Source organism: Microbacterium sp. SORGH_AS_0421 (assembly GCF_030818635.1).
GTDB lineage: Bacteria > Actinomycetota > Actinomycetes > Actinomycetales > Microbacteriaceae > Microbacterium.
Genome location: NZ_JAUTAO010000001.1, coordinates 2,014,147 through 2,036,509, shown reverse-complemented (window position 1 = coordinate 2,036,509; position 22,363 = coordinate 2,014,147). Strand labels below are relative to the sequence as shown.

Here is a 22,363-nt window from a genome sequence, read left to right as displayed (position 1 = left end):
AGAGGTGTTACGGCCCGTGTCCGGGTCGCTTGTCGGCGTCCGAGGCTGTCCCTACGCTCGCAGCAGGCCACGGCGACCGCCCGGCCTCCCGAAGCTGAGGAGCAGTCATGTCGGTACCCGAGAACTGGCGTTTCGAGACCAAGCAGATCCACACGGGTGCGCAGCCCGACCCGGTCACGAAGGCTCGCGCCACCCCGATCTACCAGACGACCTCGTACGTGTTCGACAACGCCGACCACGCCGCGAACCTCTTCGCGCTGGCCGAGTTCGGCAACATCTACACGCGCATCCAGAACCCCACGCAGGACGTCGTCGAGCAGCGCGTCGCGGGCCTCGAGGGCGGCACCGGCGCCCTTCTCGTCGCCAGCGGCCAGGCGGCCGAGACCTTCGCCGTGCTCAACATCGCACAGGCCGGCGACCACATCGTCTCGTCGAGCTCGATCTACGGCGGCACCTACAACCTCTTCAAGTACACCCTCGCCAAGCTCGGCATCGAGACCACGTTCGTCGAGAACCAGGACGACCCCGAGGAGTGGCGCGCCGCGGTCCGCCCGAACACGAAGCTGTTCTTCGCCGAGACCATCGGCAACCCCAAGATCAACGTCCTCGACATCCGCTCGGTCGCCGACGCGGCGCACGACGCGGGTGTTCCGCTGATCGTCGACAACACGATCGCGACCCCGTACCTGATCCGCCCCTTCGAGCACGGCGCCGACATCATCGTGCACTCGGCGACGAAGTTCCTCGGCGGGCACGGCACCACGATCGGCGGCGTGATCGTCGACGGCGGCACCTTCCCGTGGTCCGAGCACTCCGACCGCTTCCCCGGCCTCACGACCCCCGACCCCTCGTACCACGGCGCCGTGTACACGCAAGCGGTCGGCGACGGTCTCGCCTACATCATCAAGGCCCGCGTCCAGCTGCTGCGCGACCTCGGAGCCTCCATCGCCCCGCAGAGCGCGTGGCAGCTGATCCAGGGCATCGAGACCCTGTCGCTGCGCATCGAGCGCCACGTGCAGAACGCCCAGGAGATCGCGGAGTGGCTCGAGTCGCACCCCGACGTCGCCACGGTGAACTACTCCGGCCTTCCCACCTCCCCCTGGTACGCCGCCGCCAACAACTACGCCCCCAAGGGCGTGGGCGCGGTGCTGTCGTTCGAGCTCAAGGGCGGTGTCGAGGCGGGCCGCGAGTTCGTCAACTCGCTGAGCCTGTTCAGCCACCTGGCCAACATCGGCGATGTGCGCTCCCTCGTCATCCACCCGGCCTCGACCACGCACTCGCAGCTGACCCCCGAGCAGCAGCTCACCGCGGGCGTGACGCCCGGCCTCGTGCGCCTGTCGGTGGGGCTCGAGAACATCGCAGACCTCAAGGCCGACCTCGACCAGGCTCTGGCATCGGCGCGTCGCCTCTCGGAGGCCGCCCGCGCCTGACGGCTGCACGAACGCCCCGCCCCGTTGCTCCGGGGCGGGGCGTTCCCGCGTGCCGACGGGGCACCGTCGAGGCACTCCGGGACAGCCAGGAAGACCCCGAGCCGATCCACCCCGGGCCGTCACACCTTCTGCCGCGGACGCAGACTCCCCAACCCGCCGTCGACCCCGAGCACCTGCCCCGTCACCCACGCGTTCTCGGGCGCGAGCAGGAACTCCACGGCGCGCGCGACGTCGTCGGGCTCGCCGAGCCGGCCGAGCGGGTGCATCGCCTCCGAGACCTTGCGCGACATGTCGCTCGAGGTGAGCTTCTCGGTCAGCCGGGTCTGCACGAGTCCCGGCGCGACGGCGTTCACCCGGAGTCCGTGCGCGGCGTAGCTCGCCGCCGCCGACAGGGTCAGGCCGATCACCGCGGCCTTGGCCGCCGCGATCCCGTCGTGGTTCGGGAGCCCCGCGAGAGCGGCTGCCGACGACACGAGCACCACCGCTCCGCCGCCGCGCATGTGCGACCCCGCCGCGCGCACCGCCGCGAAGGCCGTGGTGAGCGAGGCGGCGATGAGCTCGTCGTACTGCGCGCGAGAGGTCAGGTGCGCGGGCTTGAGCAGCATCGACCCCGCGAACACCGCGATCCCGTCGAGCTCACCCGACTCGCCGACGATGCGGTCCACGGCGTCGAAGTCCGTCGCATCCAGGATGAAGTCGGGCTCGATCCGCGAGGAGTCCCGCGCGGTGGTCACGACACGGTGACCCGCGTCGCGCAGTCGTGTCGCCGTCGCCTGACCGATGTCGCTCGAGGCCGCGATGAGGAGGAAGTTCGCCATGCCGCGATCATGACGAGCCGACCCGTGCGTCGGCGGGGGCTGGACAACGGTGTCCACCGGTGGTCGGGGCACCGCGCAGGCCCTCGTCGTCGCCGCGCCGGTCGTAACAGTTCGTGGCGACCCTCCCCGCCTAGGGAGAATGGATGCCATGGACTGGCAGATCTCCGAAGACACGGTGCCCTCGGCCCCGGTGACGGAGGCGGACGCCCGCTCCCTCCTCGGCAGACCCCCCGCGACCGGCGCGTGGCGCGACGGCGACCCCGTCGGCGACCGACGCTTCGCCGCCTTCGGCGTCTTCGAGACCGAGAGCGGCGAGTCCCTCCCCGCGTTCCGCCTCGCTTTCGAGACCTGGGGCGAGCTCTCCCCCGCGCGCGACAACGCCGTCCTGATCCTGCACGCCCTCACCGGCGACAGCCACGTCCGGGGAGCCGCCGGCCCCGGTCACCCCACGGCCGGATGGTGGAGCGATCTCGTGGGACCCGGCGCCGCGATCGACACCGACCGCTACTTCGTGATCGCCCCGAACATGCTGGGCGGATGCCAGGGCTCCACCGGTCCCGCGAGCATCGCCCCGGACGGCTACGAGTGGGCCTCGCGCTTCCCGTACCTCACGATCCGCGATCAGGTGAACGCCCAGGCCCTGCTCGCCGACCGTCTCGGCGTCGATCGCTGGCACGCCGTGGTGGGCGGATCGATGGGAGGCATGCACGCCCTGGAGTGGGCCGTCGGTTTCCCCCGACCGGGTCGAGCGCGCGGCGATCCTCTCCGCACCGCCCATCACCACCGCCGACCAGATCGCGTTGAACTCCGTGCAGCTCGACGCCGTGCGCGTCGACCCGCGCTTCGCCGGCGGCGAATACTACGACTCCGGCGACGGCGACGGCCCGCACCGCGGTCTCGCCCTCGCCCGGCGCATGGCGCTGCTGAACTACCGCAGCCCCACCGAGCTGAACCAGCGTTTCCAGCGGTCGTGGCAGTCGGGCGTGAGTCCCCTCGGCCGGGGCGGACGTTTCGCGGTGGAGTCGTACCTCGACTTCCACGGCAACAAATTCACGCGCCGCTTCGACGCCAACAGCTACCTCGTCCTCGTCGAGGCGATGAACTCGCACGACGTCGGCCGCGACCGCGACGGCGTCGAAGACGCGCTGCGCCGTGTGACCGCCACGACCCTCGTCCTGGGCGTCGACAGCGACCGCCTGTTCCCCATCGACGGGCAGCACCGCATCGCCCGCGGCATCGCGAACACCCTCGACAAAGACGGCGCGATCGTTCTGTCGAGCGACTTCGGCCACGACGGCTTCCTCATCGAGACCGCCGCGGTCGCCGCGCACCTGCGCCGACTCCTCGCGACCTGACGATCCCGGATGCCGTGAGCCCGCGGCATCCGACGATCCGCCCGACGGGGTTCCCGTCACCCGAGCGAGCCCGCCCGCGCGCCGAGTGCGAGTCGCGGCCCGAGCGGCGGTGATGGCGACGACGGCTGCGCCTGGTCGAGTGTCCACGACACCCGGACGACGTCGCGAAACGCCCGGGTGTCGTGGACACTCGAGGGTCGCCCGCCGCGAAGCGCGCGCAACACGACAGCGTCGCCGGATGCCGGGTCGCCGCGGGACGCCCGGGCGTCGCTGAAGGCCCGGTCGTCGGTGGACCCGTGAGTGTCCACGACACCCGGACAGTGCAGCGGAACGTCCGGGTGTTCTGGACACTCGCGGGAGGCAACCGCCCGGCCGCGTCAGCGCTGCGTCGGGATCGATCCGGTGATCGCGGTCTGCGCCGCCTCGGCCGCCGGCATACGGTGATCGGGGTGGCGTCCGCTGCGGTCCTCGACCCGGTACGCCACGATCGCGACGACGAGCCCGCCCGCGGCGAGCACCGCGCCGACCCATGCCGGCGCCACCAGCCCCAGTCCGGCGGCGATCGCGAGGCCGCCGAGGAATGCTCCGAGGCTGTTGCCGATGTTCAGCGCCGAGTGGTTCAGCGCCGCGGCGATCGACTGATTGTCTTCGGCGACGTCCATCAGACGGGTCTGGATGGCGGGGCTGAGCGCCGAGCCGCAGAACGCCACGAGGAAGGCGAACAGCACGAGACTCACGATCCACCCGGCTGTGAGAGCCAGACCCACGGATGCCGCGCCCAGGGCGATGAGGCCCGTGAAGAGCCAGAAGCGCAGATCCTTGTCGGCGAGGGCGCCGCCGACGATGTTGCCGATCGTCATGCCGATGCCGACGAGCACGAGCACGAGCGAGACCGTCCACTCGGGCTGGCCGGCGACGCCGGTGATCATCGGGGCGATGTAGCTGTACATCGCGAAGAACCCGCCGAAACCGATCGCCCCGATACCGAGGGCGAGCCAGACCTGACCGATGCGGAACACGCGCAGCTCGTCACGCAACCGCCGGCCAGGCGAGCCGGGGTGCTTCGGCACGAACAGGGCGATGCAGATGGTCGCGAGCAGGAAGATACCGGTGACCACGGCGAAGGCGGCGCGCCAGCCGACCTGCTGACCCAGGAGGGTGCCCAGGGGCACTCCGACGACGTTGGCGATGGTCAAGCCCGTGAGCACGAAGGCCACGCCCTTGGCGCGGTTGCCCGGGCCGAGGGCGTCGGCGGCGACGAGAGCACCGATGCCGAAGTACGCACCGTGCGGGAGCCCGGCGAGGAAGCGGGATGCCGCGACGAGCTCGAACGTGGGGGCGATCACGGTCAGCAGGGTGAAGAACGCCAGGGCCGCGGCCAGCACGATCATCACGCGGTGGCGCGGGAAGCGGGCCACGGATCCGGCGATCGTGGGAGCTCCGACGACGACGCCGAGGGCGTACAGCGAGATCAGCCAGCCCGCCTGGGCGATCGCGTCGTCGGGAGAGGCCGCCCAGGCACCGGGAACGAGTTCTCGGGCGATGTTGGGCAGGAGGCCCATCACCACGAACTCGGTCATGCCGATGCCGAAACTGCCGATGGCGAGAGAAAGGAGCGCCCGCATCGCCGCACCTCTCGAGGTCGTCGAAGAGGTCACCAGGCGATGCTAGTCGGCGCGACGGGGTCGGGTCGAATCGTTTCGAGATTCGGGGGTGGCGTTCTCTCCCCCGCGAGCCGTCACTCCTCGACAGACCGCGGAGCGGAGGAGGTCTCCCCACGCGAGACGGAGCGAGCGGCGCCGGCACGAGACGACCCGGCTCAGCCGCGGGTCAATCCTCCCGGCGCTCCAGCGCGTCCTCGAGGCGCTCGATCTTGCCGTCGAGCTCGCCGGTGTGCCCGGGGCGGATGTCGGCCTTGAGCACCAGCGAGACACGCGAGCCGTAGGGCATCACGGCATCCGTCGCCGCCTTCACCACGGCGAAGACCTCGTCCCACTCCCCCTCGACCTCGGTGAACATCGAGGTCGTGCGGTGTGCAAGGCCCGAGGCGCGCACGACCGCGACCGCCGCGGCGACCGCGTCGTGGACCGATCCGTCGGGGTTCTCCGTGGCAGCGGTGCCGACCCCCGAGGGGGCGACCGAGAAAGCGATGAGCATGGATCGAGACTACGGCTCGGCCTTGCGCAGCGGAACGGGCCCGCCTCGGTCAGCGTCCGGTCGGAACCCGGGCCGGGATCGGCCGACGCCCCGTCACGATCTCGCGGAGCCCCGCGGGCGGGCGCACGCGCCCCGTGGGAACGCGCACGACGCGCACGACGGCCCACACCAGCAGAACGAGGGCGAGCAGGTTGCGCGCCTCGAGCACGACCACCGGGAAGGGGTTCGGGTGCGTCGCCATGAGCCCGTCGTACAGCAGCGGGTACATCCACTGCGTGAGGGCGGCGATCACGAGCGTCATGCCGGCGAAGGCGTACCAGCGACGGCGGTCGATCATGAGCCCGAGCACGACGGGGGCGAACAGCCACACGTAGTACTGCGGCGAGCCGACCTTGTTCAGCGCGATGAACGCGGTCACCAGCGCGAGCGTCAACGGCGGGAAGAGCGACAGGAAGGTCGCCCCTCGGCGCATCTTCGTCAGCCCGACGATCGCGACGGCGACCATCGTGAGCAACATGATCGGGGTCATGGCGGCGATGAGCGGCTCGGCGCCCGGCCCGGTCACCTGGAAGGTGAGCACGCCGCCGTCGTAGTAGACCTCGCTGCCGGGCACGTAGAACGCGGCGAGGAACATGTACAGGCCGCCGACGGGGGCCTCCATCTGGATGCCGCGCGAGGTCTGGTCCCCGACGAATCCGAAGACGTAGGGTGCCCCGCCCAGGGCCACCACGGGGATGATCGTCGCGAGCGACACCGCGACGGCGCCCCACACCAGCGCGAGTCGGCGGCGCACGACGATGAGACCGGCGGCGAGGATCGCGGCGGGCCAGACCTTCATCCACACCGAGATCGAGAGCAGCACCGACGCCACGAAGGGACGCCGCAGCATCCAGATGCTGCCGAGGATCGCGAAGGGCACCGTGATCCCGTCGATGCGGTACAGGCCCACGGGGCCGATCAGCAGAATGGCGGCGAGCCAGAACCAGGCGGCGAGAACGCGACCCGTCGAGCGGCCCTTGCCGACCAGCACGACGAAGGCGACGAGGTTGAACAGCGCCACCGTGATCACCCACGCCGGGGTGTAGCCGACGACCCAGGCGAAGACCCAGGCGAACGTCATCGGCAGGAACGCGAGCTGCGGATAGATCCACTTCTCGGTGATGCCCGGCCAGGCCCACGCGTCGCTGCGCGTGCACGAGGTCACATCGATGCCCCCGAAGAGGGCGCAACGCGACCAGGGTTCGTACACCAGGTACACGTCGCCCATGGGTTCGTTGGGCTGCTGATAGCCCAGGATCCCCACCACGACGTGCACGGCGACGAACGCGATCAACAGGGGAACGACACGCCTCAACACCGCCTCATCCTAAACGGGCGTCACTCGCGGCCCCGGACGGAGGTCGGTCGGACCCCCGCCGTCGCGCGGGCCGACGCAGCGAACCGTTACGCGATCGAGTCCCTCAGCACCGCGGCCACCACACCCGGCAGCGCCTCGGCGACGTCGAGCGCCGCGATCGGCCCCCCGTCTGATCCGCGGGCGAGGGATGCCACCCGCCCGGCCGTCCCGTGCAGCCACGCGGCGGCGGCGGCCGCGGCGGCCAGGTCCTCCACGCTGTCCCGCCCGTCGGCCACCGACCCCGCCAGCACGGCCCCGAGCACCCCGCCGAGGACATCGCCGGTGCCCGCCGTCGCGAGCCACGGCGTCCCCGTCGAGACCCGGCGCGTCCAGCCCCCGGCCGCCGCCACGATCGTGACCGCCCCTTTCGAGAGCACGACTCCCCCGAACGCCTCCGCCGTCTCGCGCGCCGCCGCCTCTCGTGCGTCGTCGTCGCGGGCGTCGACCGCCGGCATCCCGAGACCGTCCCGCAACCGGTCGAGCTCTCGCGCGTGGGGCGTGACGATCACGGGGGCCGTCGCTCCCGCGACCAGGTCCAGCGCCCCGGCGTCGACGACGACGGGTACCTCTTTCGACAGGATGCCCCGCAGCGCCGCGGTCTCGGCGGCATCGCGCTCGGCGGCATCCGTTCCCGATCCCATCACCCAGGCCTGCACCCGCCCGTCGGCCGTCACGGTCTCGGGGCGCCGGTGCAGCACGAAGTCCTGGGCGCGCGCGGGTCCGAGATAGCGGACCATTCCCGTCCCGGTGCGCCACGCGGCCTCGACCCCGAGCACCGCCGCGCCCGGGTAACGGGCCGAACCGGTACGCAGGCCGACCACCCCGCGGGAATACTTGTCGTCCTCCGCCGTTGGCTTCCGCAGTGCGCGGGCGACATCGTCCCCGCTGAAGTCCTTCGCCGTCATGGCGTCACCCTAGAACGCAAAGGTCCTCATGAGCGCCCTCTTCACACCCCTGTCCATTCGCGGTACCGCGGTGCGCAACCGCCTCTGGGTCTCCCCGATGTGCCAGTACAGCGCGGTCGAGGGCGTCCCGAACGACTGGCACCACGTGCACCTCGCGCAGTTCGCGTCCGGCGGTGCCGGCATGGTGATCGCCGAGGCGACCGCCGTCTCGCCCGAGGGGCGCATCTCGCCCGAGGACACCGGCATCTGGACCGACGCGCAGGCCGAGGCGTGGGTCCCCATCGTCGCCGCGATCCGATCGCGCGGAGCCGTCGCCGGCGTGCAGCTCGGCCACGCGGGTCGAAAGGCCTCGACCACCTCTCCCCTCACCGGCGGCCGCGGCACGATCGCTCCCTCCGACGGCGGCTGGACCACCGTCGCTCCCTCGGCGCTGGCCTACGACACCTTCGCCGCCCCCGTCGCCCTCGACCCCGCGGGGATCGAGAAGGTCGTCGCCGACTTCGCCGACGCCACCCGCCGGGCCGTTCAGGCCGGCTTCCAGGTCGTGGAGATCCACGCCGCCCACGGCTATCTGCTGCATCAGTTCCTCTCGCCCCTCACGAACCACCGCGACGACGAGTACGGCGGATCGTTCGAGAACCGCGTGCGCCTGCTGGTCCGGGTGACCGAGGCCGTTCGCGGCGCCGCGGGGGACGCCGCCGTGTTCGTGCGCTTCTCGGCGACGGACGCCGCCGAGGGCGGCTGGGACGTCGCCGACACCGTGGCCGCCGCGCGCCTCGTCGCCGATGCGGGCGCCGACCTCATCGACGTGTCCAGCGGCGGCCTCGTCCCCGAGCAGCGCATCGTCCCCGGGCCCGGGTACCAGGTCGACTACGCCGACACCGTGCGTCGTGAGACCGGCCTGCTCGTCAGCGCGGTCGGCATGATCGACGACCCCACCTTCGGCGAGCAGATCCTCGTCGACTCTCGCGCCGACGCCATCATGTCCGGCCGCGAGTGGCTCCGCGACCCGCACTACGCGCTGCGCGCCGCCGTGGCTCTGGGTGCGGACTCCCCCGCCCCCGCGCAGTACCTCCGCGCCTACTGAGCACCGCCCCGATCCAGATCACGTGATCTCGCGCCGCACCGCCCACTTCAGGGTCCGGATCACGCGATCTCGCCCACAGCACGCGCCACGACGAGTGCCGTGGGCAAAGTCACGTGGACTCGCACACCGCAGCGCTACGACGGGTGCCGAGGGCAAGGTCACGTGATCTCGCCCACAGCACGCGCCACGACGGGTGCCGTGGGCAAAGTCACGTGATCTCGCGCCGCACCGGCCGCTCGCACCCGCGCGACCTCACACGAAGACACCGGATGCCACGGAGCCCAGGCCCCGTGGCATCCGGTGCGGTGTGTTCAGGCGAAGCGGCGACGCTCCGTGGCGTCCTGCACCTCGCCGACGAGCTCCTCGATGACGTCCTCGAGGAAGAGCACGGCCTTGACGTCGCCGCTGTCGTCGCGCACCTGTGCGAGGTGGCGGCCGGAGCGGCGCATCAGGGCGAGGGCGTCCTCGAGGTCGGTGGTCTCGAGCATCGACACCATGTGATGCACGCGCTTGCTCGGGATGGGGCGAGCCATATCGGCATCCGATCCCTCCGCCGCCCGCAGGACGTCTTTGAGGTGCACGTAGCCGGTGGGGTGTCCGCTCTGGTCGACGATCACGTAGCGCGAGTAGCCGTGCTGGGCGACGGCCCGCTCGATCTCGGCCGGCGTGGTCGTCTCGGGCAGCGTCACCAGGGCGCTCACCGGCACCGCGATGTCGGCCGCCTTCTTCTCGGTGAACTCCACCACCGCGGTGACCGTCCCGGCCGAGTCGTCGAGGACTCCCTCGCGGCGCGACTGCGTCACGATCGTGGCGACCTCGTCGAGCGTGTAGGTCGAGGCGGCCTCGTCCTTCGGCTCGACGCGGAACAGTCGAAGCACGTGGTTGGCCGTCCAGTTGAGCGCCACGATGATCGGGTGGAACGCCTTCGAGACGGCCACGAGAGGGGGCGCGAGCATGAGGACGGCCCGATCCGGCAGCGAGAACGCGAGGTTCTTCGGCACCATCTCGCCGAACACGACGTGCAGGTACGACACCACCAGCAGGGCGACGACGAAGCCGACGACGTCGACTGCCGCCTCGGGGATGCCGGTCAGGCCCAGGGGGCCGGCCAACAGGTGGTGGATCGCGGGTTCCGAGACGTTCAGGATCAGCAGGGAGCAGATGGTGATGCCCAGCTGACAGGTCGCCAGCATGAGCGTCGCGTGCTCCATCGCGTACAGCGCGGTCTTGGCCGCACGCGAACCGCGGTCCGCGTGCGGTTCGATCTGTGAGCGCCGTGCCGAGATGACGGCGAATTCGGCACCGACGAAGAAGGCGTTGGCGGCCAGCAGGACCACCAGCCAGGCGATTCCGGCCCAGTCGCTCATCGCTGGTCACCGCCCTTCGCCGCCCGCACGAGTTCGTCGACGTCCTGCTCGACCGGTGTCGGGGTGAACTGCACGCGATCCACGCGACGACCGTCCATGCGCTGCACGGTGAGCCGGCCGTCCTCGAGGTCGACGGTGTCGCCGACGACGGGGATGCGCTCGAGCGCCGCCATGATGTACCCGCCCACCGTGTCGTAGACCTCCCCCTCGGGCACGCGCACTCCGGCGCGATCGAGGGCCTCGTCGGGGCGCAGGTCGCCCGGGAAGGTGACGAAGGCGGCCGAGCGCACGACGCCGGCGCGCGAGCGGTCGTGCTCGTCGAGCACCTCGCCCACGATCTCCTCCACGAGGTCTTCGAGGGTGACGACCCCGGCCGTTCCGCCGTACTCGTCGATGACGATGGCCATCTGGTAGCCCCGCGAGCGCAGCTCCGAGACGAGGGCGTCGAGGTGAACGGTCTCGGGCACGCGCAGCGGCTCGGTCGACAGAGCGGCCACGGGCACCTCACCGCGTCTCTCGCGCGGTACCCCGATGGCGGCCTTGAGGTGTACGACGCCGACGATGTCGTCCATCGACTCGCCGTACACGGGGAAGCGACTGTGGCCGGTGCGCCGGGCGAGCTGCACCACGTCGTCGGCGGGGTCGCCCGCGGCGAGCGCGTGCACGCTCGGGCGCGGGGTCATGACGTCGGCGGCGCTGAGCCGCGCGAAGGTGAGGCTGCGGTCGAGGAGCGACGCCGTGTCCTTCTCGAGCATGCCCGCGCTGGCCGACCGCTTGACGAGGCTCGACAGCTCTTCGGCCGAACGCGCTCCCGACAACTCCTCCTTGGGCTCGACGCCCATGGCCCGCAGCACGCCGTTGGCGCTGCCGTTGAGCACGACGATGGCGGGCTTGAACACCGCGGTGAACGCCACCTGGAACGGCATGACGAGCTTGCCCGTCTGCCGCGGGATGGCCAGGGCGAAGTTCTTGGGGACGAGCTCGCCGAGGATCATCGACAGCACCGTCGCGAAGCCGACGCCGATGATCGCGGCGATCGACACCGTGAGCGCCTCGGGCAGCCCCCACGACTGGAACACCGGGCGCAGCAGGTTCGAGATCGCCGGCTCCATCGTGTATCCGGTGAGCAGGGTCGTCAGCGTGATGCCGAGCTGGGCGCTCGACAGGTGCGTCGATGTGATGCGCAGGGCGTCGATGGTCAGCGACAACCGGGTCTCCCCGGCGGCGCGACGCGATTCGAGGTCGGCGCGGTCGAGGTTGACGAGGGCGAACTCGCTCGCGACGAAGAGTCCGGTCCCCACGGTGAGCACGAGCCCCACAACCAGCATGACGTAATCCATCAGGCATCACCCCCGCTCGATCGCTCGGCGGAAGAGGGTCGTTGGGGCCTGGGTCTACAACTGGGAGGGTCGTCCATCGTGCGGACGATTCTATTGCAGCCCCGGCCCCTCGGCATCCGTATCGTGCACCTTCCTGCGCACTGGGGAGGATGGGCGAATGGATGCCGACACCCCGGCGCAGCAGCGCGCCGCCTCCGCGGAGCACTCGGTGCTCGAGCGCTACCTCCACCGCTACGGGCCCGTCGCGTGGGCGCACGCCTCGCTCGGCGGTCGCGAGAACCCCCGGATGTGGCACTACTGGTGGCACGCGCACCTGCTCCACGTCCTCGCCGATGCCGAGACCCACCGGCCCGACGCGCGTCGGCGCCTCCTCCTGCGCCGCGTGGGGCGCGGGGTGGCGCTGCGCACGATCGGCCGCTGGACCACGCCCTTCTACGACGACATCGCCTGGATGGGCCTAGCCCTCGCCCGCAGCGGACGGCATCCCCGTGCGCTGCGCAGGATCGCGCGCGTCCTCGACGATGCCGTGGACCCGGCCGTGGGCGCGCTCGCCTGGAGCGTCGACAGCGAGCTGTACAACGCCCCGGCAAACGCCCCGGGCGGCATGGTGCTGGCGGTCACCGGACGACGGACCGAGGCCGCCGGTCTGGCCGCGTGGATGGCATCCGTCCTCGACGATCCCGCCACCGGTCTCGTGCGCGACGGTATCGAACGCGGGGTGACACGCCCCGAGCTGTGGACGTACAACCAGGGCGCCGTGATCGGTCTCGAACTGGTGCTCGGCGAGCCCGCCCTGGCGGACCCGGCCCACGAGGCGGGCCCGCACGTGGAACGCGCCCGGGCGCTCGTGCGGGCGGTGGAGCGGTGGTGCTCCGCAGACGACGGCCTGTTCCCGGGTGCCGGAGGGGGCGACGGCGGACTGTTCGCCGGCATCCTGGCCCGCTATCTGGCCCAGGCCGCGAGGGATCTCGCGGAGCGAGGGGATGCCGAGGGCGACGCCCTCTCGCACACGGCCCGGCGTCTCGTGCAACGCAACGCCGACGCCCTGTGGGAGGGGCGCCGTGACGGCCTCTTTCCGGCGGACCCGCGTCGGCCCGCGCGGTCGGAGGGCGACGACCTGGACCTCTCGGTCCAGCTGGGCGCCTGGATCACGTTCGAGGCCGCGGCCGGCCTCGAACGCGTGGTCACCAGCTGACCGGCAGCGCCTTGCCCTCGTCGTAGCCCGCGGCCGACTGCAGACCGACACGCGCGCGCTCGTGGAACTCGGCGACGGTGGCCGCTCCGGCGTAGGTGAACGACGAACGCACGCCCGAGGTGATCATGTCGAGCAGGTCTTCGAGCCCCGGGCGCTGCGGGTCGAGGTAGATCCGCGACGACGAGATCCCCTCGGCGAAGAGCTCCTTGCGGGCGCGCTCGAAGGGGTCGAGACCGCCGAAGCGCCCCTGCACGGCCTTCGTCGACGCCATGCCCCACGACTCCTTGTAGATCCGCCCGCCCGCGTCGGTGAGGAGCTCTCCGGGAGCCTCGATCGTCCCGGCGAACCACGAGCCGACCATGACGGATGCCGCGCCCGCGGCCAGCGCGAGGGCGACGTCGCGGGGATAGCGCACCCCACCGTCGGCCCAGACGTGCGCGCCGACGCTGCGCGCCGCCTCGGCGGTCTCGAGCACAGCCGAGAACTGCGGCCGACCGACGGCGGTCATCATTCGGGTCGTGCACATCGCGCCCGGTCCCACGCCCACCTTGAGGATGGTCGCCCCCGCGTCCGTGAGGTCGGCCACGCCGTCGGCGGTCACCACGTTGCCGGCGGCGATGGGGATGCCGAGGTCGAGAGCGGCGACCGCGCCGAGCGCGCGGAGCATCTGCGCCTGGTGACCGTGGGCGGTGTCGACGACGAGGACGTCGACACCGGCATCGGCCAAAGCGCGCGCCTTGGTGGCGACGTCGCCGTTCACCCCGACCGCCGCGGCCACGATAAGACGACCCCGGGCGTCCACGCCCGGTCGGTAGACGGAGGCGCGGAGGGCGCTGCGCGCGGAGAGCGTTCCGACCAGACGGTCGCCGTCGACGACCGGGACGATGTCGACGCCCGCGGCCTCGATCCGCGCGAAGACCTCGCGGGGATCGTGCACGTCGGCCGCGTCGACGGGCTCGGCGTCGCGGCGCGCGATGTCGCCGAGAGTCGCGTCGGGAAGGGCCGTGGCCAGGCGCCCGGCGGGCACGATGCCGCGCACGTCCGAGAGGGCGACCACGCCGTCCTCCCGCGGGGTGGCCACGACGATGCCCCGGCCGGGCACGGCGGGAAGGATGCGCCGCGCGTCGGCGACGGTGGCCTCGGGCGGAAGGACCAGCGGGGTGTCCCACGCCGCGGGCTGCGCCTTGACCCACGACACGGCCTCGACGAGGTCGCCGAGGGCCATGTCCTGGGGCAGGACGCCGAGGCCGCCGCGACGCGCCAGGGTCGCCGCGAGTCGCGTACCCGTGACCGAGTTCATGTTCGCCGACACCAACGGGATGGTGGCGCCGCTGCCGTCGGCGGGGGCGAGATCCACGTCGAGGCGGCTGCGCACCTCGGAATGGCGGGGGACGAGAAAGACGTCCGAGTACGTCAGGTCGACATCGGGCTGCGCGCCGGAGAACTCCATGGCATCCACCTCACCACATCAGGGCGAGGGAAAGACCCGAAGGACGTCCAGATTCCTCGGCTAGGCTGGCACCTACGCGGCACGGCGACGTTCGCGTATCCACAGGAATCTTCATCGAGGAAAGCAGGCGATCGACTGTGTCGAGCCAGGTGACGGGCGTCGGTACTTCGAGCGAGGGCGAGTTCGGCGCGAACGAGTGGCTCGTAGACGAACTCTACGAACAGTTCAAAGTCGACAAGCACTCCGTAGACAAGGCCTGGTGGCCGATCCTGGAGGCGTACCACCCGGTCGTCGACGGGTCTTCCGCCGCCGCTCCCCCGCCCTCCGCGCCGCAGGCGTCGACGGCGTCCGAGCCCAAGCCGGTGACGGCCCCCATCCCCGTGGTCGGACAGGCACCCGTCGCCCGCACCACAGCCAAGCCGGCCAAGCCGCAGCCGATTCCCGCTCAGGCTCCGAGCGCGGTTCCCTCCGCGGCCGCCGAGAGCACCGAAGAAGACCGCGTGACGGTCCTCAAGGGCATGCCGAAGGCCCTGGCATCCAACATGGATGACTCGCTCACGGTGCCCACCGCGACGAGCGTGCGCACGATCCCGGCGAAGCTGATGATCGACAATCGCATCGTCATCAACAACCACATGTCGCGCACGCGCGGTGGCAAGGTGAGCTTCACCCACCTGATCGGCTGGGCGCTGATCCAGGCGCTCAAGGAGTTCCCGAGCCAGAACGTCTACTACGCCGAGATCGACGGCAAGCCCTCGGTGGTCGCTCCCGCGCACGTCAACCTGGGCATCGCGATCGACATGCCCAAGCCCGACGGCTCGCGCGCGCTGCTCGTGCCGAGCATCAAGCGCGCCGACACGATGACGTTCGGCGAGTTCCTCGCCTCGTACGAAGACCTCGTCCGCCGCGCGCGCAACAACAAGCTGACGCCGGCCGACTTCCAGGGCACCACGGTCTCCCTCACCAACCCCGGCGGCATCGGCACGGTCCACTCGGTCCCGCGCCTCATGCGAGGACAGGGCGCCATCATCGGCGCCGGCGCACTCGACTACCCCGCCGAGTTCATGGGTGCGAGCGAGAAGACGCTGAACGAGCTGGCGATCGGCAAGACGATCACGCTCACGAGCACCTACGACCACCGCGTCATCCAGGGTGCCGGCTCGGGCGAGTTCCTGAAGAAGGTGCACGAGCTGCTCATCGGGCAGCGCGGCTTCTACGACGACATCTTCGCCGCCCTGCGCATTCCCTACGCCCCCATCCACTGGGCGGCCGACATCAGCGTCGACATCTCGGAGCGCATCGACAAGAGCGCCCGCGTGCAGGAGCTCATCAACTCCTTCCGCGTGCGCGGCCACCTCATGGCCGACATCGACCCGCTCGAGTACGTGCAGCGCACGCACCCCGACCTCGAGATCGAATCGCACGGCCTCACGTTCTGGGACCTCGACCGCGAGTTCGTCACCGGCGGCCTCGGCAACAAGCGCGTCGCCAAGCTCCGCGACATCCTGGGCGTCCTTCGCGACTCCTACTGCCGCACCATGGGCGTCGAGTACATGCACATCCAGGACCCGGCCCAGCGCCAGTGGTTCCAGCGCAACGTCGAGGTCAAGTACACCAAGCCCGGCCACGACGAGCAGCTGCGCATCCTGTCGAAGCTGAACCAGGCCGAAGCGTTCGAGACGTTCCTGCAGACCAAGTACGTCGGCCAGAAGCGCTTCAGCCTCGAGGGCGGCGAGTCTCTCATCCCCCTGCTCGACCAGATCCTGCAGGGTGCGGCCTCGGCCGGCCTCGACGGTGCCGCGATCGGCATGGCCCACCGCGGTCGCCTGAACGTTCTCACCAACATCGCCGGCAAGACCTACGGCCACGTGTTCCGCGAGTTCGAGGGCGCCGTCGCGATCGGCAGCAAGCGCGGCTCCGGAGACGTGAAGTACCACCTCGGCACCGAGGGCACCTTCGTCGGCGACGCCGGCGACGAGCTCCCCGTGTACCTGGCGGCCAACCCCTCGCACCTCGAGACCGTCGACGGCGTGCTCGAGGGCATCGTCCGCGCCAAGCAGGATCGCAAGCCCATCGGCACGTTCTCGTGGCTGCCCATCCTCGTGCACGGCGACGCCGCGTTCGCGGGTCAGGGCGTCGTGGTCGAGACCCTGCAGATGTCGCAGCTGCGCGGCTACCGAACGGGCGGCACGATCCACGTCGTGGTCAACAACCAGGTGGGCTTCACCACCACGCCCACCGACGCCCGCACCTCGGTGTACGCCACCGATGTCGCGAAGGCCATCCAGGCGCCGATCCTGCACGTGAACGGCGACGACCCCGAGGCCGTCGTCCGCGCCGCGGAGCTCGCATTCATGTACCGCGAGGAGTTCCACCGCGACATCGTGATCGATCTCGTCTGCTACCGCCGCCGCGGTCACAACGAGGGCGACGACCCCTCGATGACCCAGCCCCTGATGACGAACCTCATCGAGGCCAAGCGCTCGGTCCGCCGTCTCTACACGGAGTCGCTCGTCGGTCGCGGTGACATCACCGAAGACGAGTACGAGCAGGCGAAGCAGGACTTCCAGAACCGCCTCGAGGTCGCCTTCGCCGATACGCACGAGGCCGAGACCGGCACGAACCCCGTCGTCACCATGGACGCGGCGGAAGAACCGGCCGTCGGCGCGCCCGAGACCACCGGCGTCTCGCGCGAGGTCGTCCAGCACATCGGCGACGCGTTCGTGAACAAGCCCGACGGCTTCACGGTGCACACCAAGCTCCAGCAGCTGCTCGAGAAGCGCCACGACATGAGCCGCAACGGCAACATCGACTGGGCCTTCGGTGAGCTGCTCGCCTTCGGCTCGGTGCTGATGGAAGGCACCCCGGTGCGTCTCGCCGGTCAGGACTCGCGCCGCGGCACCTTCGTGCAGCGTCACTCGGTGCTGCACGACCGCGACAACGGTCAGGAATGGCTGCCGCTTGCGAACCTCAGCGAGAACCAGGGCCGCTTCTGGGTCTACGACTCCCTGCTGAGCGAGTACGCCGCCATGGCGTTCGAGTACGGCTACTCGGTCGAGCGCTCCGATGCACTCGTGCTGTGGGAGGCGCAGTTCGGCGACTTCGCCAACGGCGCCCAGTCGGTCATCGACGAGTTCATCTCGTCGGCCGACCAGAAGTGGGCGCAGCAGTCGAGCGTCGTGCTGCTGCTGCCCCACGGCTACGAGGGTCAGGGACCCGACCACTCCTCGGCCCGCATCGAGCGCTACCTGCAGATGTGCGCGCAGGACAACATGATCGTCGCCCGCCCCTCGACGCCCGCGTCGTACTTCCACCTGTTGCGCCGTCAGGCCTACCAGCGCCCCCGTCGCCCCCTCGTGGTCTTCACCCCGAAGGCGATGCTGCGTCTGCGCGGCGCGACGAGCCCCGTCGAGGACTTCCTCGAGGGTCGCTTCGAGCCGGTGCTCGACGACAACCGCGGTGTCGACAAGAGCGCCGTCACGCGCGTCCTGCTGCACGCCGGAAAGATCCACTGGGACCTGCGGGCCGAGCTCGACAAGAACCCCAACCCCGAGATCGCCCTCGTGCGCCTCGAGCAGTACTACCCCGCACCGATCGAGGAACTGACCAGCGTGCTGGCGCAGTATCCGAACGCCGAGCTGGTGTGGGTTCAGGACGAGCCCGAGAACCAGGGTGCGTGGCCGTTCATCGCCCTCGAGGTCGCAGACCAGCTCGGTGGCCGCTCGATCCGTCGCATCTCGCGCGCGGCTGCGGCGTCGACCGCGACCGGTTCGCCGAAGGTGCACGCGAGCGAGCACGCCGCGATCATGAAAGAAGCGCTCGCGCGCTGATATCGAAACACTGCGGGGCCCGATCGACATCCGTGTCGCTCGGGCCTCTCGTGTCTCACCCCCGGCTCGGGCGTACCGCCGGTCGGGGGTGAACTGAAGACCGTTCCAGAGGGCACGGACACGCGATGCGATCAGCCGCGCGCGGATCTCGAGGTCGCGCACCTCGGGGTCAGGACCCCGCCCGCGGGCTCAGGATGCCGGCGCAGCCAGCCCCAGCGTCGGGGCGAGGGCGGGAATGGCCCACGCCAGGCTGCCGTCCAGCGCTTCACCGGTGTGTCCGGCCCCCTCGACGATGTGCGTCAGGACGGTGAATCCCGCCGCCGCCGCCGCCTTCGAGTTCGCGAGCTGTCCCGGCCCGTAGGTCTTGTCTTCGCTCCCCCACGTGAAGATGGCGGTATGGCCGGCGTACGAGCCGGGCGCCGCCGCCGCCATGATCACCGCGGGCTTGTTGGCCTGGAAGGCACCCGCGTTCCCGTTGTAGACGTCTTTCACGGTCTGGTCGACGTGCTCCGACCCGGGGAACTCGTTGCCCATCACGTCGAGCATCTGCCCCCAGGTGTCGGGGTACTTCGCCCCGTAGTACGCCGCGCACGAACCGCCGTTCGAGAACCCGCCGATGACCCAGTATCGGTGGTCCTTGACGATGTTGAGGTTGTTCTGGGCCCACTGCGGCACGAGCTGGTTGATGTACGTCGCGACGGCGCCGTACTTGCTGGAGTCGACGCACGTGGGGTCGCGGTCCGGAGCAGTCAGCTGATCGACGACGATCGCAATCGGCGCGAGCCCCTTGTTCTTCGCGGCGAAGGCGTCGAGCGCCTTGGCCAATGCCGTCGGGTCGGGCGACCCGGGCTGGCCCATCATGAACACCAGCAGCGGGAGAGCCGGGGGGTTGGCGACCTGCGCCGCCGGCGGAAGATAGAGCGAGGCATCGCGCGCGGCGTACTGTCCGGTGGGGATCTTCGTGCTCCCCGTGAGAGCACTGACCGACCCCTTGGCGGGCATATCCGCCGGAGGCTCCCACGTCTGGTACAGCGTGGCGGGATCCCCCACCACCGCGTCCTGCGGAGGAAGCGAAGCGGGGTCGAGGGCCTGCACCCCGAGGATCGCGGCGAGATTGTGCGTGACGCCGTAGGAGGTGTTCACCCCCCAGGATGCCGGCGAGGAGCGAGGCGATGACGGTGACGACGCCGAAGACACGACGCGGCCACGGAGCACGGAAGATCCCGACGACGCCGACGGCGACTGCGGCCACCGCTCCCGACGCCCACCAGATCGCGGCCCCCGGGAGCGGCCCCTGGAAGGTGTCCATCGCCTCGAGGATCTTCGCCGTGACGAACATGACCACCCCGACGGCGGCACCGATCACGAGGGTGGCGATGACTCGACGGGGACGCCAGACGACCACGGCGACCAGGCCCAGGACGGCGACGATGGCGCTGATGAGCAACAGGGGGCTGTCGATCAGCTCGAACGAAAGAATGAACTTGTTCACCGACGGCCCTCCCAGGCGGTTCGAGCGAGTGCCACCATCTCTCGGCGTGAGGCATCGGGCAGGTACGCACGCCCCACCGCGGCGCCGATCGCGGGGAGCTCGAGGGGATCGCGGTACGCCAGCGCCAGGGGCCGGTAACGCGGCCGGAACTTCCCCTTGAAGCGGAACAGCGAGGCGAACCCATAGGCGGGTTCGAGCACCTCGGCGAGCCAGCGAAGCAGCGCGCGCAGGGGGGCCGGGTCACCGTCGACGGCTTCGTCGGGGTCGTCGGCGAGAGGGGCTCCCGACAGGCTGAGGACCGTCGCGCCCTCTTCCTGCAGCGCCAGCGCGGCCTTGGCGATGAGGAACTCCATCATGCCGTTCGGCCCATCGGTACGCCGTCGCATGAAGTCGAGGGTCCACCCCGTGATCTCGCCCGCCGTCCAGGAGGGCATCCAGCTCGTGACCGCCTCGATCCGCTCGTCCGGGCCCACCGCGAGCAGCAGACGGACATCGCGGTCGCGCAGCTCGTCGAGAGAGCCCAGGGTGAACCCCATCTCGGGGAGGGCTCGGTCGGCGACCCACTCCTCGTCGATCGCGACGACCTGCGAGGCCTGACCGACACTCAGCTCGTGCCACCGCGACCAGACGGCGGTGTACCCCTCGCGTTCGGCGCGGGTGAGCGGCTGGCGCACCTTCTGCCAGGACTTGCCGGCGAAAGTGAGGCCCGGCAGGTCCATCACCGTCTCGACCCCGACCGGAACGTGTCTCCAGCCGAGGGCGACCAGGGCCTCGAGGGTGTCCCCGTGGACGCTGTAGAACGCCGGCGTCCAGCCGTGCTCGACGCAGTAGTCCGTGAACCCCTGCAACGCCTCGGCACGCCGGCCCTCGGGGACGAGGGGATCGCCGACGGCCAGGGCCACGTCCCCGCTCAGCCGGTACGCGACCGCGCACTCGCGGTCATCGGAGTACCAGTGGAGGTTGCCGGCCCAGGTGCCCAGGAAGCCGAGGGTGTCGCTCCCCCGTCGCAGCAGATCGCGGTAGTGACCGTCGTCGACGGTCGCGGGGCGGCGCGAGCGGCGGTAGAGCCACAGGATCGCGGCGACCACGATCGCCCAGAACAGCACGCCGATCCACTGGTAGGCGAACAGAGCCGGTCCGCTGTGCGGGAACGCCGTCGAGCCGCCCGGGTGGGTGAAGGCGGGAGGGAGGAAACGGCGCAGCGTCAGCCCGAGCAGATCGAAGATCGACACGTCGCGGTCGAAAGCGCGATGACCGATGGCCTCGACGACGAACAGCGTCGTCGCGCAGGCGAGGAAGGCGAGCGAGACCACGGCTGCGACGACCCGCGCCGCGCGACGGGTCGCACGCACCGAGAACCGGGCACGCACGACGGCGAGCGCCGCGGCGAGCGCGAGAGGGATGATGATCGTCGCGATCGCCCACAGCACGTACTCCGCCCCGCTGCCGTCGACCCAGGGGTCGATCCGCAGGCGCCCGTCGAGAAGAGAGACGACGGGGAGGACCGCGGATGCCACGAGGACGAACTCCGCGACGATCCACGCCGAGCGTCGTCCCTGCCGGAGGCCCCACGCGGCCACCAGCAGCAGGACCAGGGGCACGATCGCGAGAAGGGCAGGGCCCGCTCCCCGGGTCATCAGGAGCGCGATCTGCTCGTCACACACCGATGAGGCGACCTTGCCGCACTGGGAAAGCAGCTCGTCGTCGTACTGCGTGTACGCGTCGACCACGAGCGAGAGAGGACCGCGGCCTCCGCCGCTGACGAGGGCGACGATCGGTCCGCTGCCCACGACCGCCACCAGCAGAGCGAGAAGGGTGCGCGTCTCGCGCGTCGAGCTGCGGTGCCACGAACGCCGCTCCCGGCCGCGCGCGAGGAGCGCACCGACGATCAGTCCGATGACCGCGGCCGAGAGCCGGTACCAGGAATCGGCGTCACCGGCGTAGAGCGCGAACAGGGCCAGGAGGGCGAAGCCCACCAGACGCAGACGACGACGCCACAGCGTCGGCGCGAAGGCCGACCCCGCCATGACGGCTCCGGCGATCGCGGTGGTCGGGTCGAGCACGGGCACTTCGGCGGCGACGACCGGGCGCAGGTCGGTGATGGTCCAGGCCGCCGCGTGCAGACCGATGCCCACGACCAGGCCGCTCAACCCGATGGCCACCAGGAAGACGCTCGTACGCCGTGATCCGACCAGACGCTCGACGTAGGCCAGAGCGGTCAGGGCGAGCAGCACCGACGAGAGGGCGTCGATCGTGGAGTCCGGGACCACCAGTGCGGTCACGAGCGTCCACCACCGGCCGCTTCCGAAGGTGGCCAGCGGCCCCGCTCCCCAGACGAGGGCGTCCTCGCCCCAGAGCGATCCCGTCGCCGCCGCCGCCGCGACGACCACCACGGACACGACGATCGCCACGGGGTTGTGCGACACGTAGCGGCGAAGCGCGACAGCGAGAGCCGTCAGGCGCGACGGTGAGCGTTCGGCGACCGGAGGAGCGACGGATTCGGACATCGGCGAAATCGTATTGCCAATTCCTATGAGAAGC

General features: G+C 70.7%; 14 protein-coding genes and 1 pseudogene. 5 read left to right on the top strand and 10 right to left on the bottom strand.

Translation table 11 applies throughout. The features are described from left to right. The first annotated feature begins 107 nt into the window (after positions 1-107). On the top strand, positions 108-1,430 hold the full coding sequence (locus QE416_RS09600; RefSeq protein ID WP_267786438.1) for a bifunctional o-acetylhomoserine/o-acetylserine sulfhydrylase: 1,323 nt from the start codon (positions 108-110) through the stop codon (positions 1,428-1,430). A 119-nt stretch (positions 1,431-1,549) separates the two neighbouring features. Here the strand turns inward: QE416_RS09600 and QE416_RS09595 are convergent, their stop codons facing one another. Next, a complete protein-coding gene (locus tag QE416_RS09595) occupies positions 1,550-2,248 on the bottom strand; it encodes an SDR family NAD(P)-dependent oxidoreductase (protein WP_267786437.1) in 699 nt (232 codons plus the stop codon). Positions 2,249-2,396: 148 nt separating this feature from the next. Here QE416_RS09595 and QE416_RS09590 point away from each other — a divergent pair. Next, positions 2,397-3,603, top strand: a pseudogene (locus tag QE416_RS09590) (homoserine O-acetyltransferase). A gap of 377 nt (positions 3,604-3,980) precedes the next feature. Here QE416_RS09590 and QE416_RS09585 read toward each other — a convergent pair. From QE416_RS09585 to QE416_RS09570, 4 genes are all read right to left on the bottom strand, one after another. After that, positions 3,981-5,228, bottom strand: a complete 1,248-nt coding sequence (locus QE416_RS09585) for an MFS transporter (RefSeq protein WP_307317909.1) — start codon at positions 5,226-5,228, stop codon at positions 3,981-3,983. 205 nt (positions 5,229-5,433) lie between these two features. Further along, positions 5,434-5,760 (bottom strand): MTH1187 family thiamine-binding protein, encoded by a 327-nt coding sequence (locus QE416_RS09580; RefSeq protein WP_210072060.1) that lies wholly within the window; start codon positions 5,758-5,760, stop codon positions 5,434-5,436. 49 nt (positions 5,761-5,809) lie between these two features. Further along, positions 5,810-7,117, bottom strand: coding sequence for a glycosyltransferase family 87 protein (locus tag QE416_RS09575; protein WP_307315624.1), 1,308 nt, complete (start codon positions 7,115-7,117; stop codon positions 5,810-5,812). Positions 7,118-7,203: 86 nt separating this feature from the next. After that, positions 7,204-8,061: an ADP/ATP-dependent (S)-NAD(P)H-hydrate dehydratase gene (locus QE416_RS09570; protein ID WP_307315622.1), complete on the bottom strand. Its 858-nt coding sequence runs from the start codon at positions 8,059-8,061 to the stop codon at positions 7,204-7,206. Positions 8,062-8,089: 28 nt separating this feature from the next. On the opposite strand from QE416_RS09570, the gene QE416_RS09565 reads away from it, so the two are divergent. Next, a complete protein-coding gene (locus tag QE416_RS09565) occupies positions 8,090-9,148 on the top strand; it encodes an NADH:flavin oxidoreductase/NADH oxidase (RefSeq protein WP_307315620.1) in 1,059 nt (352 codons plus the stop codon). A 311-nt stretch (positions 9,149-9,459) separates the two neighbouring features. Here the strand turns inward: QE416_RS09565 and QE416_RS09560 are convergent, their stop codons facing one another. Beyond that, a complete protein-coding gene (locus QE416_RS09560; RefSeq protein WP_210072064.1) occupies positions 9,460-10,515 on the bottom strand; it encodes a hemolysin family protein in 1,056 nt (351 codons plus the stop codon). After that, positions 10,512-11,855: a hemolysin family protein gene (locus QE416_RS09555; protein WP_307315617.1), complete on the bottom strand. Its 1,344-nt coding sequence runs from the start codon at positions 11,853-11,855 to the stop codon at positions 10,512-10,514. The genes QE416_RS09560 and QE416_RS09555 overlap by 4 nt, the downstream gene beginning before the upstream one ends. Before the next feature lie 157 nt (positions 11,856-12,012). Here QE416_RS09555 and QE416_RS09550 point away from each other — a divergent pair, with 157 nt between their 5' ends. Then, entirely contained in the window at positions 12,013-13,050 is a 1,038-nt protein-coding gene (locus QE416_RS09550) for a hypothetical protein (protein WP_307315615.1), read from the top strand. On the opposite strand, the gene QE416_RS09545 is transcribed toward QE416_RS09550, so the two are convergent. After that, positions 13,040-14,500, bottom strand: a complete 1,461-nt coding sequence (locus QE416_RS09545) for a GuaB1 family IMP dehydrogenase-related protein (RefSeq protein WP_307315613.1) — start codon at positions 14,498-14,500, stop codon at positions 13,040-13,042. The genes QE416_RS09550 and QE416_RS09545 overlap by 11 nt on opposite strands. Before the next feature lie 137 nt (positions 14,501-14,637). Between QE416_RS09545 and QE416_RS09540 the strand changes: the two genes are divergently transcribed. Beyond that, positions 14,638-18,330: a multifunctional oxoglutarate decarboxylase/oxoglutarate dehydrogenase thiamine pyrophosphate-binding subunit/dihydrolipoyllysine-residue succinyltransferase subunit gene (locus QE416_RS09540; protein WP_210072068.1), complete on the top strand. Its 3,693-nt coding sequence runs from the start codon at positions 14,638-14,640 to the stop codon at positions 18,328-18,330. 189 nt (positions 18,331-18,519) lie between these two features. Here QE416_RS09540 and QE416_RS09535 read toward each other — a convergent pair whose 3' ends face one another. Next, positions 18,520-19,473 (bottom strand): esterase family protein, encoded by a 954-nt coding sequence (locus QE416_RS09535; RefSeq protein ID WP_307315612.1) that lies wholly within the window; start codon positions 19,471-19,473, stop codon positions 18,520-18,522. A 345-nt stretch (positions 19,474-19,818) separates the two neighbouring features. After that, the gene (locus QE416_RS09530) at positions 19,819-22,329 is read right to left on the bottom strand and encodes a bifunctional lysylphosphatidylglycerol flippase/synthetase MprF (RefSeq protein WP_307315609.1); all 2,511 of its coding nucleotides are present in this window, start codon (positions 22,327-22,329) and stop codon (positions 19,819-19,821) included. Positions 22,330-22,363: the final 34 nt, after the last annotated feature.

Excerpts from the sequence above, each read along its gene's own strand:
- QE416_RS09600 (WP_267786438.1), top strand. The coding sequence starts at position 108 with ATGTCGGTACCCGAGAACTGGCGTTTCGAGACCAAGCAGATCCACACG.
- QE416_RS09595 (WP_267786437.1), bottom strand. The coding sequence starts at position 2,248 with ATGGCGAACTTCCTCCTCATCGCGGCCTCGAGCGACATCGGTCAGGCG.
- QE416_RS09585 (WP_307317909.1), bottom strand. The coding sequence starts at position 5,228 with ATGCGGGCGCTCCTTTCTCTCGCCATCGGCAGTTTCGGCATCGGCATG.
- QE416_RS09580 (WP_210072060.1), bottom strand. The coding sequence starts at position 5,760 with ATGCTCATCGCTTTCTCGGTCGCCCCCTCGGGGGTCGGCACCGCTGCC.
- QE416_RS09570 (WP_307315622.1), bottom strand. The coding sequence starts at position 8,061 with ATGACGGCGAAGGACTTCAGCGGGGACGATGTCGCCCGCGCACTGCGG.
- QE416_RS09565 (WP_307315620.1), top strand. The coding sequence starts at position 8,090 with ATGAGCGCCCTCTTCACACCCCTGTCCATTCGCGGTACCGCGGTGCGC.
- QE416_RS09560 (WP_210072064.1), bottom strand. The coding sequence starts at position 10,515 with ATGAGCGACTGGGCCGGAATCGCCTGGCTGGTGGTCCTGCTGGCCGCC.
- QE416_RS09555 (WP_307315617.1), bottom strand. The coding sequence starts at position 11,855 with ATGGATTACGTCATGCTGGTTGTGGGGCTCGTGCTCACCGTGGGGACC.
- QE416_RS09550 (WP_307315615.1), top strand. The coding sequence starts at position 12,013 with ATGGATGCCGACACCCCGGCGCAGCAGCGCGCCGCCTCCGCGGAGCAC.
- QE416_RS09545 (WP_307315613.1), bottom strand. The coding sequence starts at position 14,500 with ATGGAGTTCTCCGGCGCGCAGCCCGATGTCGACCTGACGTACTCGGAC.
- QE416_RS09530 (WP_307315609.1), bottom strand. The coding sequence starts at position 22,329 with ATGTCCGAATCCGTCGCTCCTCCGGTCGCCGAACGCTCACCGTCGCGC.